The following is a 15,620-nucleotide window of genomic DNA, read 5'->3' on the forward strand; positions in this document are numbered from 1 at the left end:
TATGTAAAAATTGGAGGTCATTGGAATGGGAGAACAACTAGACTTAACAAAATACTCTGTTCGTACTGACTTAGCGCTAGAAGCAAGCGCAATGGCAGTCGAAGAACGAAATAAAACACTAAAAGAAGATCAACAGCCTGTATCAGAAATTGAAGGTGTCATCATAAAAGAGAGACAAGAGGATGGAATTACCATTTCTACAGTCGAAATTACCGAGGAAGGTGCAAATGCAGTTGGAAAGAAAAAAGGAAATTATTTAACACTAGAGGTTCAGGGGATACGTCAAAAAGATTCAGAACTCCAACAAAAGGTGCAAGAAGTATTCGCTAAGGAATTTAATCACTTTTTATCAAAACTAAATATCGGGAAAGATGCTAGCTGTCTAGTTGTTGGTTTAGGAAATTGGAACGTAACACCAGATGCGCTGGGGCCGTTGGCAGTTGAGAACCTTGTCATTACAAGGCATCTCTTTGAATTGCAGCCTGAAAATGTGCAGGATGGTTTTCGTTCTGTAAGTGCAATTGCACCAGGGGTGATGGGGTTAACAGGAATCGAAACAAGTGACATCATCTACGGAGTCATTGAAAAATCAAAACCTGATTTTATTATTGCCATCGATGCATTGGCAGCACGTTCAGTCGAGCGGGTGAATTCAACGATTCAAATATCGGACACAGGTATTCATCCGGGTTCTGGAGTTGGAAACAAACGCAAAGAACTAAGTAAGGATTCATTAGGTATTCCCGTAATCGCGATTGGGATTCCAACAGTCGTTGATGCTGTTTCTATTACAAGTGATGCGTTTGATTTTATATTAAAGCATTTTGGTAGAGAGCTTAAAGAAGGGGATAAACCTTCACGTTCTCTAATACCTGCGGGCATGACTTTTGGGGAGAAAAAAGTATTAACAGAGGATGACTTGCCTGGTGAGCAAGAAAGGAATACATTCTTAGGAATAGTCGGAACTCTACCAGAAGATGAGAAAAGAAAATTAATTCACGAAGTGTTGTCACCTCTTGGCCATAACTTAATGGTTACACCAAAAGAGGTAGATGTCTTCATTGAGGACATGGCAAATGTAATAGCGGGTGGCCTAAATACTGCATTGCATGGTGAGATTGGCCAAGATAATTCAGGTGCGTATACTCATTAATAAAATTGAATAGATTCTATCATTTCGGTTCTACTAACTCTTGTTTGCTCATATCAATATGATAGACAAACCATTGAGGAGGTAGAATATGAAGGGTTTTCGGTCTCAAGGAATGATGATCTCAATTCAAGGAACCAGCGTTGTAAAAGGGATTCTATTCCTCATATTTAGCTTTATCTTATTGTTTACGATTACGGGAGCAATTGTCTCTCTTAAACCAGAGTTTAGAATAAGTTCTTCGTCTATAAGTAATGTCGCAACAAATCTCTCAGGAGAAGCACTTGTACATCTATTAGGGTATGAAAACCATTATTTTGTTCAAGGCTTACCTGAATCGACTACGAAACCAGACTATTTAGGAGCTGTTTTTAAAGCAGCTACAAACCTTACATTAGATGACCCACGAAGCTTCTTAGGCAGGGAGCTCCCTGGGTTCTCGATTTTTGATGGGAAGATAATAGTAGCAGGTGAAGGAACCAATTACACGAATATGCCGATAGAGTCTCCACCACCATTAGATGTTTTATTAGATGAACGAAAAGTGGCTACACAAAATGTTGAACAGGCAGAAAAGCCTACTCAACCTGTGCCACCACCGACGATGACAACTGGTGAGAAAAAAGTTGCCTATATTTATCATACTCACTCAGCAGAAGCCTATTTTCCACATTTAAAAGGTGTAGATACAACCAATGCGAATAATGCAAGACATCCTGAAGTGAATGTAACCAAAGTAGGGGAAATGCTTAAGCAAGAATTAGAGGCAAGAGGAATCGGTACAGATATTGATAAGACAAATATGGACAAGTATTTAAAGTCTAAAGGCTATGATTATTATCAGTCATACAAGGGCTCTGGTGAGATTATGGCTAGCGCTATGGCAAATAATAAGGACTTAAATTATTTCATTGATATTCACCGTGATGCGCATCGAAAAGAAAAAACCACCGTAGAAATTAACGGAAAGGCCTATGCGAAAATAGCTTTTATAGTTGGGTCAGAGAATCCAAACATTGCGAAAAATCTTGAGCTTGCCAATGCGCTCCACGATATATTTGAAAAAAAATATCCAGGTTTAAATCGAGGTATTTTTAAACAAGGCGGAGTTGGCAATAATGGAGTATATAACCAAGATAAATCAGGCAATGCCATGTTAATTGAATTTGGTGGTGTCGATAATAATTTCGAAGAACTCCGCCGAACAGCAGCTGCTGTAGCTGATGTCTTAGCAGAATACTACTGGCAAGCCGAAAAAGTGAATGCAAATGAAACGAATAAAGAATAACTTTATCGATGCTATATTCGGACCTTATTGACCTAAAAATAGCTTTCAGGACATGTTTGGGCGGTAAAAAGTCAAAAGTAATGGTATGTACCGTTAAGCACCTTTTTAAGGTACATGCTTAGGTGATAAAAGCAAAAGCGTGTACTGTAAGAACCGTTTAGAGGTACATGCTCAGGTAAAAAAAGCAAAAGCATGTACCACAAGCACCGTTTAGAGGTACATGCTCAGGTGAAAAAAGCAAAAGCATGTATCGCAAGAGCCATTTTGAGGCACTTGCTAAAGTGAAAAAAGGCACCTAAGTAACACATCATTGCAAAACCGATAAAAAAATATCCATGTAAAAAAACATTGTGTTAAAAAAAGGGTGTAATTCCAATGGTTAAATTCATGATGAAATGTTTTTTAATAGTAACCGTGCTTCTCCTGGGTGTGTTGATTGGCATGCAGCAGGCGAATGAAGGGATGAAGAAAATGAGGGGCTATAATGACCCCTCCCTTCAAGGCGCCTTTCATATCACCGATAATGACGGTGAAGTTGAAGCATCTGTCTTAGGCAGAAAGGTCACAAGTCATGACCTAGAAGAAAAACAGAAACAACTTGAAAATGTAGAATCATTTAACTTTTTTTCAAGTATTGGTGAAAAACTAGGAAATGGAATCAGTGCTATTTTTGAAAAAATCATGATTGCAATTGGAAATGGAATAGGAAATTTACTTGATAAAATTTAGAAGAGAGCATGCTATGAATAATAAGCAAGCTCTCTTTGTTTTATGGTCGTTTTTTTTCGTAATTGAATGTGACAAAATAGTTCTGTATAATCTAATCTAGTGTAGTTGTTCCATACAGGAGGATTTTTAATGAACCAAGAAGAGAGACGTAATAGACAATCTAGAATTCGAAATTTTTCAATTATTGCTCATATAGACCATGGTAAATCTACATTGGCTGACCGCATACTTGAAAAAACCAATGCGTTAACCCATCGTGAAATGAAAGAACAATTGCTAGATTCCATGGACCTTGAAAGAGAACGTGGCATTACGATTAAATTAAACGCAGTACAATTAAAATATAAGGCAAAAGATGGTGTGGAATATATTTTCCATCTTATTGACACCCCAGGACATGTTGACTTTACATATGAAGTTTCACGGAGTTTAGCAGCATGTGAGGGTGCAGTGCTCGTTGTCGATGCAGCACAGGGGATTGAGGCACAAACACTAGCAAATGTGTACCTCGCTTTAGACAATGACTTAGAAATATTACCGGTAATTAATAAAATCGACCTACCGAGTGCAGATCCAGAGCGTGTTAGACAAGAAATTGAAGATGTTATCGGACTCGATGCGTCAGAAGCTGTTTTAGCTTCTGCGAAAGCAGGGATTGGAATTGAAGAGATATTAGAGCAGGTTGTTGAAAAAGTCCCTGCACCGCAGGGGGACCCTGAGGCACCTCTAAAAGCTCTTATTTTTGACTCTTTATATGATCCATACCGTGGTGTAGTTGCTTACATTCGAGTAATAGAAGGTAAAGTTAGACCTGGTGATAAAATAAAAATGATGGCAACAGGTAAGGAGTTTGAAGTAATTGAAGCTGGTGTATTTACACCTCGCGCAACCCTTCAGGAAGAATTAACTGTTGGTGACGTTGGATTTTTAACAGCTGCAATCAAAAATGTAGGGGATACACGTGTGGGTGATACGATTACCAACGCGAAAAACGGTGCTACTGAGCCCCTACCAGGATATAGACGCTTAAATCCTATGGTGTACTGCGGTTTATATCCAATCGATACAGCTAAATATAATGATTTACGTGAAGCATTAGAAAAACTTGAATTAAATGATGCAGCCCTTCAATTCGAACCAGAGACTTCTCAGGCACTAGGTTTTGGCTTCCGATGTGGATTTTTAGGTCTATTGCATATGGAAATCATTCAAGAAAGAATTGAAAGAGAATTTAAAATCGACTTAATTACCACTGCACCAAGCGTTATATACGATGTGTTTCTAACGGATGGTACAGATGTACGAATTGATAATCCATCAGCAATGCCAGATCCACAAAAAATTGACAGAATTGAAGAGCCTTACGTAAAAGCAACCATGATGGTTCCAAATGATTATGTTGGTGCTGTTATGGAGTTATGCCAAGGCAAACGTGGTATCTTCATTGATATGCAGTATCTTGATGAGAGACGTGTAAGTATCGTCTATGAAATTCCACTTGCAGAAATCGTTTATGATTTCTTTGACCAATTAAAATCGAGCACTAAAGGCTATGCATCATTTGATTATGAATTAATAGGTTACAAGCCTTCAAAGCTTGTGAAGATGGATATTTTATTAAATGCTGAAAAAGTAGATGCACTTTCCTTCATTGTCCACAAGGATTCAGCTTATGATCGAGGAAAAGTGATCGTAGAAAAGCTAAAGGAATTAATTCCAAGACAGCATTTTGAAGTACCTATTCAAGCCGCGGTTGGTCAAAAGATTATTGCTCGATCAACCATTAAGGCAATGCGTAAAAATGTATTGGCAAAATGTTACGGTGGGGACATCTCCCGTAAACGTAAACTTCTTGAAAAACAAAAAGAAGGTAAGAAACGAATGAAGCAAGTCGGCTCAGTCGAAGTACCTCAAGAGGCATTCATGGCAGTATTGAAAATGGATGATAAATAAGAAAAGTGCAAGGCGCGAGGTCTAAGGTGACAAGCATAAGATAAGAGCTGACAGAAGGTGCCTTTTACCTTCCGAAGCGATTGGCTTATACCAGAGAGCTGATGGCGCCTGGTACTAGACATATAAAGTAAGATGCCGCAGACTTTTCTGCGGTTTTCTTTATTCTATTATTTACGACATTCGCTTAAAGAAAGAAGTGATTTTTTGGTACGAGCAGCATACCTTCACATCCCCTTTTGTGAACAAATTTGTCACTATTGTGATTTCAATAAAGTTTTTCTAAAAGGTCAACCTGTTGATGAATATCTTCAATACATGGATACTGAAATGAAAAATACAGTCGAGGCTCATCCTCCTGCTACTCTCAAATCCATCTTCGTCGGTGGGGGAACGCCAACCGTTCTTTCCGTAAACCAGTTAGAGACATTCCTCACGAGTATTAATCAATATTTAAAGCCCCAAAGCGATACAATTGAATTCACCTTTGAAGCAAACCCTGGTGATCTTACAGAGGATAAATTAAAAGTATTGCTTGATTCAGGTGTCAATCGAATAAGTTTTGGGGTACAAACCTTTGATGATGAGCTCCTCAAGGCGATTGGTAGAACACACCGTCGTGAAGATGTTTTTCACACAATTGAATTAGCGAAACGTGTTGGTTTTAAAAACATTAGTATTGATTTGATGTATGCCTTACCCCAACAAACGATAGAAAGTTTTCAAGAATCGCTTAACTTAGCATTTTCACTCGATGTAGAGCATGTATCAGCATACTCCCTCATCATTGAACCAAAAACAGTGTTCTATAATTTGATGAGAAAAGGAAATTTGCATCTGCCAAGCCAAGAAAATGAAGCAAGAATGTATGAAATCTTAATGGAAGAGATGGGGAAACATGGTTTGCATCAATATGAAATAAGTAATTTCTCAAAGGATAACTATGAAAGTCGCCATAATCTAACGTATTGGAATAATGAAGAGTACTATGGAATCGGTGCAGGCGCTCATAGCTATTTGGGAGGAAGAAGAATTTCAAATGCAGGACCCATTAAAAAATATATGCAAACCATAGATGATCATGGCTTTCCGTATGTCGAAACGCATGAAGTGACAAAACAAGAAAAAATGGAAGAAGAGCTTTTTTTAGGATTGCGTAAAACAAAAGGTGTTTCAATTCCTCATTTTTCGGAAAAATTTTCAATCAGTATTTTTGATGTTTTTGCAGACCAAATTAAAGAACAAAAAGAAAAAGGTCTGCTAGAAGAAAAAGATGATTATATTCGATTAACTCATGCCGGAAAGTTTCTTGGGAATGAAGTTTTTCAAGCGTTTTTGCTGTAAATAAAGAAGGAGTTTAAATCGTTGACAATGGCACTCGTATTTGGTAATTTAATTATAGAATTAGCACTCGCAGATTAGGAGTGCTAACAGAGGTGATGTTCCTTGCTAACAGATCGTCAACTATTGATTCTTCAAGTAATAATTGATGACTTTATTAGATCTGCACAGCCAGTAGGGTCAAGAACATTGTCGAAAAAGGATGGGATTGTGTTTAGCTCAGCAACTATTCGCAATGAGATGGCAGATCTAGAAGAACTAGGATTTATTGAGAAAACTCATAGCTCATCTGGTAGAGTCCCATCTGAACAAGGCTATCGATACTATGTGGACCATTTATTATCTCCGAGTCGATTAACTTTAAAGGAAAAGCATGAGATAAAGTCTATTTTTGCAGAGAAAATTTATGAGCTTGAAAAAATTGTTCAAAAATCTGCACAGATTTTATCAGATCTAACAAACTATACTTCGATTGTTTTAGGTCCCGCCTTTAAAGAAAATAAAGTGAAAAAGCTGCAAATTGTTCCAATTAACAATGAGACAGCTGTTGCGATTATCATTACAGATAATGGCCATGTGGAAAATCGAACAATTTCATTTCCGGAGTCCATCGATCCAAGCGATATTGAAAAGATGGTAAATATTCTAAATGAGCGTCTTGTTGGTGTTCCACTGACTGATCTAAAAAACAAAATTTATAAAGAGGTTGCATCTCTGCTGAAAACAAATATTCGTAACTACGATACGGTTATAAGTGTTTTAGACAAAACACTTTCACTATCTACCGAAGAAAAAGTGTTTATTGGTGGAAAAACAAAGATGTTAAGTCAACCAGAATTTCATGACATTGAAAAAATTCGATCTTTATTAACAATGATTGAAAGTGAACATGAATTTTCTCGACTGTTACGAACAGATAAAGCGGGAATCAATATTAAAATCGGTCATGAAAACAACAATATCGCAATGAATGATTGTAGCCTAATAACAGCAACTTATTCCGTTGGGAATGAACACCTTGGGTCAATCGCGATTTTAGGCCCTACCAGAATGGAATATTCACGTGTTATTACATTGTTGCAGCATATCAGTCATGATTTTTCAAAGGTGCTGACAAAACTGTATCAAAACGAATAGCCGTGGCTATATTTAGTAGAGGGTGGAATAACCCTCTAATACATATACTAGGTACTATGATAATAGGGACTTCACTTTAAGGGAGGTGAGTGTATTGGCTAACGAGAACGAAGTAGTAAAAGAAGATATTGAACTAGAAGAAACTAACGTAGACAATGATGTGGTAGAAACGATTGAACAGGCTGAAGCAGAATTAGTAGAAGAACAAGAAGATAATGTGCAAGCCGAACTTTCGAAAGCCAATGAAAAAATTGCAGAACTTGAAGCTAAGCTAGAGGAAGCAGAAAGTCGAATTTTGCGCCAGATTGCCGACTTCGAAAACTTTAAGAGACGTGCACGCTTAGATCAAGAAACAGCTGCTACATATAGATCACAAAGTCTTGTAACGGATTTGATACCAGCTCTTGATAACTTTGAGAGGGCACTTCAAATAGAAGCGACAAATGATCAAGCAAAATCAATTATGCAAGGTGTAGAAATGGTATACCGAAGCATTATAGATGCCCTGAAAAAAGAAGGGGTAGAAGCAATTGAAGCAGTGGGAACACAATTTGATCCGAATGTGCATCAAGCTGTTATGCAAGTGAGTGAGCCAGATACGGAATCAAATGTGGTTCTAGAAGAGTTCCAAAAAGGATACAAACTTAAAGATAGAGTGTTAAGACCTTCAATGGTGAAGGTAAATGAATAGTTCTAAGTTTTATTCAATTAGGAGGTTTTTTTATGAGTAAAATCATTGGTATAGATTTAGGTACAACAAACTCATGTGTTGCTGTTATGGAGGGTGGAGAACCGAAAGTTATTCCGAACCCAGAAGGCAACCGCACAACACCATCTGTTGTCTCTTTTAAGAATGGGGAAAGACAAGTTGGTGAAGTGGCAAAACGTCAAGCTATCACAAATCCTAACACAATTATGTCGATCAAACGTCATATGGGAACAGATTACAAAACTGAAATAGAAGGTAAGCAATATACTCCACAAGAAGTATCTGCTATTCTACTTCAATACTTTAAATCGTATGCAGAAGAATACCTTGGAGAAAAGGTAACAAAGGCAGTTATCACTGTCCCAGCATACTTTAATGACGCTGAACGTCAAGCAACTAAGGATGCGGGTCGAATTGCTGGTCTTGAAGTTGAACGTATTATTAACGAGCCAACTGCTGCTGCTCTTGCATATGGTTTAGATAAAACAGAAGAAGATCAAACAATTCTTGTATATGACCTTGGTGGTGGTACATTCGACGTGTCCATCCTAGAACTTGGTGACGGAGTATTCGAAGTTAAGTCCACTGCAGGTGACAATCGTCTTGGTGGAGATGACTTTGACCTAGTAATTATTGATTATTTAGTAGATCAATTCAAAAAAGATAATGGAATTGATCTTTCAAAAGATAAAATGGCATTACAACGTTTAAAAGATGCTGCTGAAAAAGCGAAGAAGGATTTATCTGGTGTAACTTCTACACAAATCTCTCTTCCATTCATCACTGCTGGAGAAGCAGGACCACTTCACTTAGAAGTAAATTTAACTCGTGCAAAATTTGATGAGATTTCAGCTGGACTTGTTGAGCGTACAATGGGCCCAACTCGACGCGCGCTTCAAGATGCTGGTCTTTCAGCTAGCGATATTGATAAAGTCATCCTTGTTGGTGGCTCAACTCGTATTCCTGCTGTTCAAGAAGCAATCAAGAAAGAAACTGGCAAAGAACCACATAAAGGGGTTAATCCTGACGAAGTAGTTGCATTAGGTGCAGCAATTCAAGGTGGAGTATTAACTGGAGATGTTAAAGACGTCGTTCTATTAGACGTAACACCTTTGTCACTTGGTATTGAAACAATGGGTGGTGTATTTACTCGTTTAATCGATCGTAATACAACAATCCCAACTAGTAAGTCTCAAACATTCTCAACTGCTGCAGACAATCAAACAGCTGTTGACATCCATGTACTTCAAGGTGAACGTCAAATGGCTGCAGATAACAAAACATTGGGTCGTTTCCAATTAACTGATATTCCACCAGCACCACGTGGAGTGCCACAAATTGAAGTAACATTTGATATCGATAAGAACGGTATCGTAAATGTTCGTGCAAAAGACCTTGGTACAAATAAAGAGCAAGCTATTACAATTCAATCTTCTTCAGGCCTTTCTGACGATGAAGTTGAACGTATGGTACGTGAGGCAGAAGAAAATGCAGAAGCCGACAAAAAGCGTAAAGAAGAAGTTGAACTTCGCAATGAAGCAGATCAATTAGTGTTTACAACTGAAAAAACACTTAAAGACTTAGAAGGTAAGGTAGATGCTGCAGAAGTTGAGAAAGCTAACGAAGCTAAAGACGCATTAAAACAAGCAATCGAGAAAAACGATCTTGATGAAATTAGAGCAAAGAAAGATGCTCTACAAGAAATCGTTCAACAGCTTTCTGTGAAACTATATGAGCAAGCTCAGCAACAAGCTCAAGCAGCTCAAGGTGCACAAGGAGCAGAAGGCGCAACTCAAGGCAAGAAAGACGACGATGTAGTAGATGCTGAATATGAAGAAGTAAATGATGATAAATAGAAAGGCGTAAGTGCCTTGTACAGAAACGAGAAAGCTGGCCGCCTAAAACACCACGTCCTGTGGGAAAACAGCACTAGCACTTCTTGTGTGCTTGAGACTCCGACAAATAGGCGTAGTTTGCCTCTGCAGGAGGCGTTCAAGTTTCTCGAGTTTCTAGGCACTGAAACCAGACATCATTAAAAAGAATTAAATGTAAAAAAAGTCGAAGTCAGGCCTGTCTTGGCTTTGACTTTTTTTGTTTAAAGTGGATACCTCTTAAAAGTTTGACAATTATGAACTTGATGCTTGAAACAAGTATTATTGCCTTTTCATAAAATTAAATGATACAATATTCTTTATGTGAATGATGCGGGAGTGGATTCAATGAGTAAAAGAGATTATTATGAGGTACTCGGGGTTTCGAAAAATGCTAGTAAAGACGAAATTAAAAAAGCATATCGAAAATTATCAAAAAAATATCACCCCGATATCAATAAAGAAGCAGATGCTGCAGATAAATTTAAGGAAATAACAGAGGCTTACGATGCCTTAACAGACGATAACAAACGTGCTCATTATGACCAATTTGGCCATTCAGATCCAAATCAAGGATTCGGCGGCTTTGGTGGAGGTGCAGATTTTGGTGGTGGCTTTGGTTTCGAAGATATCTTCAGCTCAATCTTTGGTGGCGGAACTAGAAGAAGAGACCCAAATGCACCACGTCAAGGGGCAGATTTACAATATACAATGACACTTAAGTTTGAAGAGGCTGTTTTTGGTAAGGAAACAGACATTGAAATTCCGAGAGAGGAAGAATGTTCAACCTGTCATGGGTCAGGTGCAAAACCTGGAACAAACCCACAAGAATGTTCACACTGTGGAGGTTCGGGTCAAATCAATGTTGAACAAAACACAGCTTTCGGAAGAATTGTAAACAGACGTGTTTGTCACCATTGTAGTGGAACAGGTAAATTTATTAAGGATAAATGTTCTACATGTAGTGGAACGGGTAAAGTGAAAAAACGTAAGAAAATTCATGTGAAAATTCCAGCTGGTATTGATGATGGCCAACAGCTTCGCGTATCAAGTCAAGGTGAACCAGGTGTAAACGGAGGACCTCCAGGGGATCTATACGTTGTGTTCCATGTTCAATCACATGAGTTTTTTGAGCGTGACGGAGACGATATTTTCTGTGAAATGCCACTAACCTTTGCGCAAGCTGCATTAGGTGATGAAATTGAAGTGCCTACTCTTCATGGGAAGGTAAAGCTTAAGATACCTGCGGGCACTCAGACTGGAACAAAATTCCGACTTAGAGGCAAGGGTGTCCCAAATGTTCGTGGATATGGTCAAGGAGATCAACATATTCGGGTTCGGGTTATTACCCCAACAAAGTTGTCTGAAAAGCAAAAACAATTGCTTCGTGAATTTACGGAAATAAGCGGTAATGAAGCTCCAGATGAACAACATGATAATTTTTTCGCGAAGGTAAAACGAGCTTTTAAAGGCGAATGATACAGAATGGTTTAGTAACTTTTTAACAAATGGATTGGAGTTGGTAGTAATGAAATGGTCTGAAATTAGTATTCACACTACACAAGAGGCAGTGGAGCCGGTATCAAATATACTTCATGAGGCAGGTGCAAGTGGAGTTGTCATTGAGGATCCATTTGACTTAACAAAAGAACGTGAAAATGTGTTTGGTGAGATCTACCAACTCAATCCTGATGACTATCCTGAAGAAGGTGTTATCGTTAAGGCGTACCTCCCAGTTAATAGTTTTTTAGGTGAAACTGTTGAAGAGATAAAAGAAGCAATTAACAATCTTTTGCTTTTTGATATAGACTTGGGCCATAATAAAGTCACTATTAGTGAAGTACATGAGGAAGAGTGGGCCACAGCATGGAAGAAGTATTATCATCCTGTAAAAATCTCTGAGAGATTTACAATCGTGCCTACTTGGGAGATGTACGAGCCTGTTCATAGTGATGAATTAATAATTGAATTAGACCCAGGCATGGCTTTCGGAACAGGTACACACCCTACTACTGTCATGAGTATTCAAGCTTTAGAACGAACAGTTAAGGACGGAGATACAATTATCGATGTCGGTACCGGTTCGGGTGTGTTAAGTATTGCAGCAGCAATGCTAGGTGCTAGTTCTATCAAAGCGCTTGATTTAGACACAGTTGCAGTTGAAAGTGCAAAACTCAATATTAAATTAAACAAGGTTCATGATAAAGTTACTGTCTCTCAAAATAATCTCCTTGATGGTATTGAGGGACCTGTGGATCTCATTGTAGCGAATATCCTTGCTGAAATTATTGTCCGTTTCACTGATGATGCAGCAAAAATCCTAAAACCGAATGGAGCTTTCATTGTTTCTGGGATTATTAATACGAAAAAACAAGAAGTAAAGGACAGTCTTCTAGCATCCGGATTCGAGATTGAGGAAGTACTTGTTATGGAAGACTGGGTATCAATGATTGCTAGAAAGATAAGCGAATAAGGATATTTGCAGGTGGTGGAAGAATAAATGCAAAGATATTTCGTCGATCATATTAACGAAACACAAGCTACAATTACAGGTGAAGATGTACACCATATAACACGAGTTATGAGAATGTCAGTTGGAGACTCTATTTTTTGTTGTTATAATGGTAGAGTAGCTATTTGTACAATTACTGAAATTACCAATGATACAGTTTTGGCAAATGTTGTAGAATGGGTAGAGAACTCGAATGAGCTTCCCATTAAGGTATGTATTGCAAGCGGACTACCAAAAGGGGATAAGCTTGAATATGTAATCCAAAAAGGGACGGAGCTTGGGGCATCTGAGTTTGTCCCTTTTGTTGCGGCACGTTCAATCGTCAAATGGGATGAAAAAAAAGGACAAAAAAAGGTTGAACGATGGGGGAAAATTGCAAAAGAAGCAGCTGAGCAATCCCATCGCGGAATGGTTCCAAACGTTACCAAACCATTATCATTCCGAGAACTATTGTCCTTTAGTCAATCTTATACTTATAAGGTAGTAGCTTATGAAGAGGATGCAAAGCGCGGTGAAAACTCTAATTTGGCACGTCTTTTATCACAAATGCAAAATGGGGAATCTCTTTTTGTTGTGATAGGGCCTGAAGGAGGACTAACCGAAAAAGAGGTTTCCTCATTAATCGAAAATGAGTTTATTTCCTGCAGCTTTGGACCAAGAATCTTACGTACTGAAACAGCACCACTATATGTTTTATCAGCTGTATCATATCATTTTGAATTAGCGAGGTGACAATCATGTCATTAGTTGCATTCCATACATTAGGATGTAAAGTAAATCATTATGAAACAGAAGCCATATGGCAGCTTTTTAAAGAGTCTGGCTATGAGCGTACTGAGTTTGAAAGCACTGCTGATGTGTATGTAATTAACACTTGCACTGTTACAAATACAGGGGACAAAAAGAGTAGACAGGTTATTCGTAGAGCAATCCGTAAAAATCCTGATGCTGTTATTTGTGTTACAGGCTGTTATGCACAAACATCACCAGCGGAAATCATGGCGATTCCTGGCGTTGATATTGTCGTAGGTACACAGGATCGTAAGAAGATGCTTGAATATATCGAGCAATACAAAGAAGAGCGACAACCGATAAATGGTGTTGGAAATATAATGAAAACACGTGTATATGAAGAACTTGATGTACCTGCATTTACTGACCGTACGCGTGCTTCATTAAAAATCCAAGAAGGTTGTAATAATTTCTGTACGTTCTGTATCATTCCATGGGCACGTGGTTTAATGCGTTCTCGTGACCCACAAGAGGTTATCAAACAAGCACAACAGCTTGTGAATGCAGGCTATAAAGAGATTGTTTTAACTGGAATCCACACAGGTGGCTATGGGGAAGATATGAAAGATTACAATCTCGCAGCTCTTTTACGTGACCTAGAATCAAAGGTGATAGGACTTAAGAGAATTCGTATTTCTTCCATTGAAGCTAGCCAAATTACAGATGAAATTATTGAAGTGTTAGATAACTCCGAAAAAGTAGTTAGACATCTACATGTTCCATTACAATCGGGCTCAAACACCGTGTTAAAGCGTATGAGACGTAAATATACAATGGAGTTCTTTGCTGAACGTCTTACAAAATTACGTCAGGCTTTACCAGGATTGGCAATTACATCAGATGTTATTGTTGGTTTTCCTGGAGAAACGGAAGAAGAGTTTATGGAAACTTATAACTTTATTAACGAACATAAATTCTCTGAATTACACGTTTTCCCATATTCAAAGCGTACTGGTACACCAGCCGCTAGAATGGAAGACCAAATTGATGAAGAAGTGAAAAACGAGCGTGTACACCGTTTAATTTCACTATCTGACCAATTAGCGAAGGAGTATGCGTCTAATTACGAAGGCGAAGTACTAGAGGTAATTCCAGAGGAAATTGACAAAGATGACCCGGCAAGCGGTCTATACATCGGGTATACCGATAATTATTTGAAAGTAAAGTTCGATGCCACTGAAGATATGATTGGAAAAATCGTAAAAGTGAAAATTACAAAAGCCGGTTATCCATATAACGAAGGTAAATTTGTAAAAGTCGAAGAAGAACTTTCGGTTGAACAAGAACAAAGAACGACTGCATAAAGATTAGAATAACGTAAAGAAGTTAATCGTTGGATTAGCTTCTTTTTTTTATCGCATAATATGAAAGAGAAGTGCTAGTCAAGCTATTGCAACAATGATATGATGTTAGAGGTACGTACAACTGAAAGTTGAAGGGAGAAATACATAATGACAAATATTGCAAAAATGATTGATCATACAGCATTAAAAGCGGATACTACGAAAGCACAGATTGAAACCCTTTGTGCAGAAGCTAAAGAATATGGGTTCATGTCAGTTTGTGTAAATCCAACATGGGTGGAAACAGCAGCAAGCTTGTTAAATGGTTCAGATGTAAAGGTTTGTACGGTTATTGGTTTTCCATTAGGAGCTAGTACTTCTGAAACAAAGGCATTTGAAACAAAGGATGCAATTGAAAAAGGAGCTACTGAAGTTGATATGGTAATCAATATCGGTGCTCTGAAGGATAAAAATGACGAATTAGTTGAAAAAGACATTCGTATGGTTGTTGAAGCAGCGAAAGGTAAGGCACTTACTAAGGTTATTATCGAGACATCTTTGCTAACTGAAGAGGAAAAGGTAAGAGCTTGTGAACTTTCCGTCAAAGCTGGAACTGATTTTGTTAAAACATCAACTGGTTTCTCAACAGGCGGTGCTACAGTGGAAGATATTCGTTTAATGCGTAAAACAGTAGGTCCCGATATCGGGGTAAAAGCATCCGGTGGTGTTCGTGATGTGAAGGGAACTCAAGATATGATTGATGCTGGGGCAACCAGAATCGGTGCGAGTGCGGGTGTTGCAATCGTCAATGGATTATCTGGTTCTTCAGATTACTAATAAAGAAAATAAGCTGGCCAA

13 protein-coding genes are annotated in these 15,620 nt (G+C 38.2%); all 13 read left to right on the top strand.

Annotated elements, in window-relative coordinates; genetic code table 11:
- Positions 1–25 precede the first annotated feature (25 nt).
- The 13 genes from gpr to deoC all read left to right on the top strand — a co-directional run bounded on the left by gpr (position 26) and on the right by deoC (position 15,599).
- The gene (gpr, locus tag AC6CHV_RS14055) at positions 26–1,153 is read left to right on the top strand and encodes a GPR endopeptidase (protein ID WP_341330813.1); all 1,128 of its coding nucleotides are present in this window, start codon (positions 26–28) and stop codon (positions 1,151–1,153) included.
- 88 nt (positions 1,154–1,241) lie between these two features.
- A complete protein-coding gene (gene spoIIP / locus AC6CHV_RS14060; RefSeq protein ID WP_341330814.1) occupies positions 1,242–2,438 on the top strand; it encodes a stage II sporulation protein P in 1,197 nt (398 codons plus the stop codon).
- A gap of 375 nt (positions 2,439–2,813) precedes the next feature.
- Complete coding sequence (locus AC6CHV_RS14065) at positions 2,814–3,167, top strand: YqxA family protein (protein WP_341330815.1); 354 nt, start codon at positions 2,814–2,816, stop codon at positions 3,165–3,167.
- Between the two features lie 129 nt (positions 3,168–3,296).
- Positions 3,297–5,120, top strand: coding sequence for a translation elongation factor 4 (gene lepA, locus AC6CHV_RS14070; protein WP_341330816.1), 1,824 nt, complete (start codon positions 3,297–3,299; stop codon positions 5,118–5,120).
- A gap of 204 nt (positions 5,121–5,324) precedes the next feature.
- The gene (gene hemW / locus AC6CHV_RS14075) at positions 5,325–6,461 is read left to right on the top strand and encodes a radical SAM family heme chaperone HemW (protein ID WP_341330817.1); all 1,137 of its coding nucleotides are present in this window, start codon (positions 5,325–5,327) and stop codon (positions 6,459–6,461) included.
- Between the two features lie 102 nt (positions 6,462–6,563).
- Entirely contained in the window at positions 6,564–7,595 is a 1,032-nt protein-coding gene (hrcA, locus tag AC6CHV_RS14080; protein WP_341330818.1) for a heat-inducible transcriptional repressor HrcA, read from the top strand.
- A gap of 94 nt (positions 7,596–7,689) precedes the next feature.
- On the top strand, positions 7,690–8,286 hold the full coding sequence (gene grpE, locus AC6CHV_RS14085) for a nucleotide exchange factor GrpE (protein WP_341330819.1): 597 nt from the start codon (positions 7,690–7,692) through the stop codon (positions 8,284–8,286).
- Between the two features lie 32 nt (positions 8,287–8,318).
- Positions 8,319–10,160 carry a molecular chaperone DnaK gene (gene dnaK / locus AC6CHV_RS14090; protein WP_498079078.1) on the top strand — a complete coding sequence of 614 codons (1,842 nt, stop codon included), beginning with the start codon at positions 8,319–8,321 and terminating at the stop codon, positions 10,158–10,160.
- 363 nt (positions 10,161–10,523) lie between these two features.
- Positions 10,524–11,654, top strand: a complete 1,131-nt coding sequence (gene dnaJ, locus AC6CHV_RS14095) for a molecular chaperone DnaJ (protein ID WP_498079079.1) — start codon at positions 10,524–10,526, stop codon at positions 11,652–11,654.
- Between the two features lie 49 nt (positions 11,655–11,703).
- Entirely contained in the window at positions 11,704–12,648 is a 945-nt protein-coding gene (gene prmA / locus AC6CHV_RS14100) for a 50S ribosomal protein L11 methyltransferase (protein ID WP_498079080.1), read from the top strand.
- A 27-nt stretch (positions 12,649–12,675) separates the two neighbouring features.
- Positions 12,676–13,419 (top strand): 16S rRNA (uracil(1498)-N(3))-methyltransferase, encoded by a 744-nt coding sequence (locus AC6CHV_RS14105; RefSeq protein ID WP_341330823.1) that lies wholly within the window; start codon positions 12,676–12,678, stop codon positions 13,417–13,419.
- 5 nt (positions 13,420–13,424) lie between these two features.
- Positions 13,425–14,783, top strand: a complete 1,359-nt coding sequence (gene mtaB, locus AC6CHV_RS14110; protein WP_341330824.1) for a tRNA (N(6)-L-threonylcarbamoyladenosine(37)-C(2))-methylthiotransferase MtaB — start codon at positions 13,425–13,427, stop codon at positions 14,781–14,783.
- A gap of 147 nt (positions 14,784–14,930) precedes the next feature.
- Entirely contained in the window at positions 14,931–15,599 is a 669-nt protein-coding gene (gene deoC, locus AC6CHV_RS14115; RefSeq protein ID WP_498079081.1) for a deoxyribose-phosphate aldolase, read from the top strand.
- Positions 15,600–15,620: the final 21 nt, after the last annotated feature.

It is taken from the genome of Ferdinandcohnia sp. GQ5, assembly GCF_059759275.1.

What these genes read in the sequence shown, in the direction of transcription:
- gpr (WP_341330813.1), top strand. Translation starts at nt 26, where the DNA reads ATGGGAGAACAACTAGACTTAACAAAATACTCTGTTCGTACTGACTTA.
- spoIIP (WP_341330814.1), top strand. Translation starts at nt 1,242, where the DNA reads ATGAAGGGTTTTCGGTCTCAAGGAATGATGATCTCAATTCAAGGAACC.
- AC6CHV_RS14065 (WP_341330815.1), top strand. Translation starts at nt 2,814, where the DNA reads ATGGTTAAATTCATGATGAAATGTTTTTTAATAGTAACCGTGCTTCTC.
- lepA (WP_341330816.1), top strand. Translation starts at nt 3,297, where the DNA reads ATGAACCAAGAAGAGAGACGTAATAGACAATCTAGAATTCGAAATTTT.
- dnaK (WP_498079078.1), top strand. Translation starts at nt 8,319, where the DNA reads ATGAGTAAAATCATTGGTATAGATTTAGGTACAACAAACTCATGTGTT.
- dnaJ (WP_498079079.1), top strand. Translation starts at nt 10,524, where the DNA reads ATGAGTAAAAGAGATTATTATGAGGTACTCGGGGTTTCGAAAAATGCT.
- prmA (WP_498079080.1), top strand. Translation starts at nt 11,704, where the DNA reads ATGAAATGGTCTGAAATTAGTATTCACACTACACAAGAGGCAGTGGAG.
- AC6CHV_RS14105 (WP_341330823.1), top strand. Translation starts at nt 12,676, where the DNA reads ATGCAAAGATATTTCGTCGATCATATTAACGAAACACAAGCTACAATT.
- mtaB (WP_341330824.1), top strand. Translation starts at nt 13,425, where the DNA reads ATGTCATTAGTTGCATTCCATACATTAGGATGTAAAGTAAATCATTAT.
- deoC (WP_498079081.1), top strand. Translation starts at nt 14,931, where the DNA reads ATGACAAATATTGCAAAAATGATTGATCATACAGCATTAAAAGCGGAT.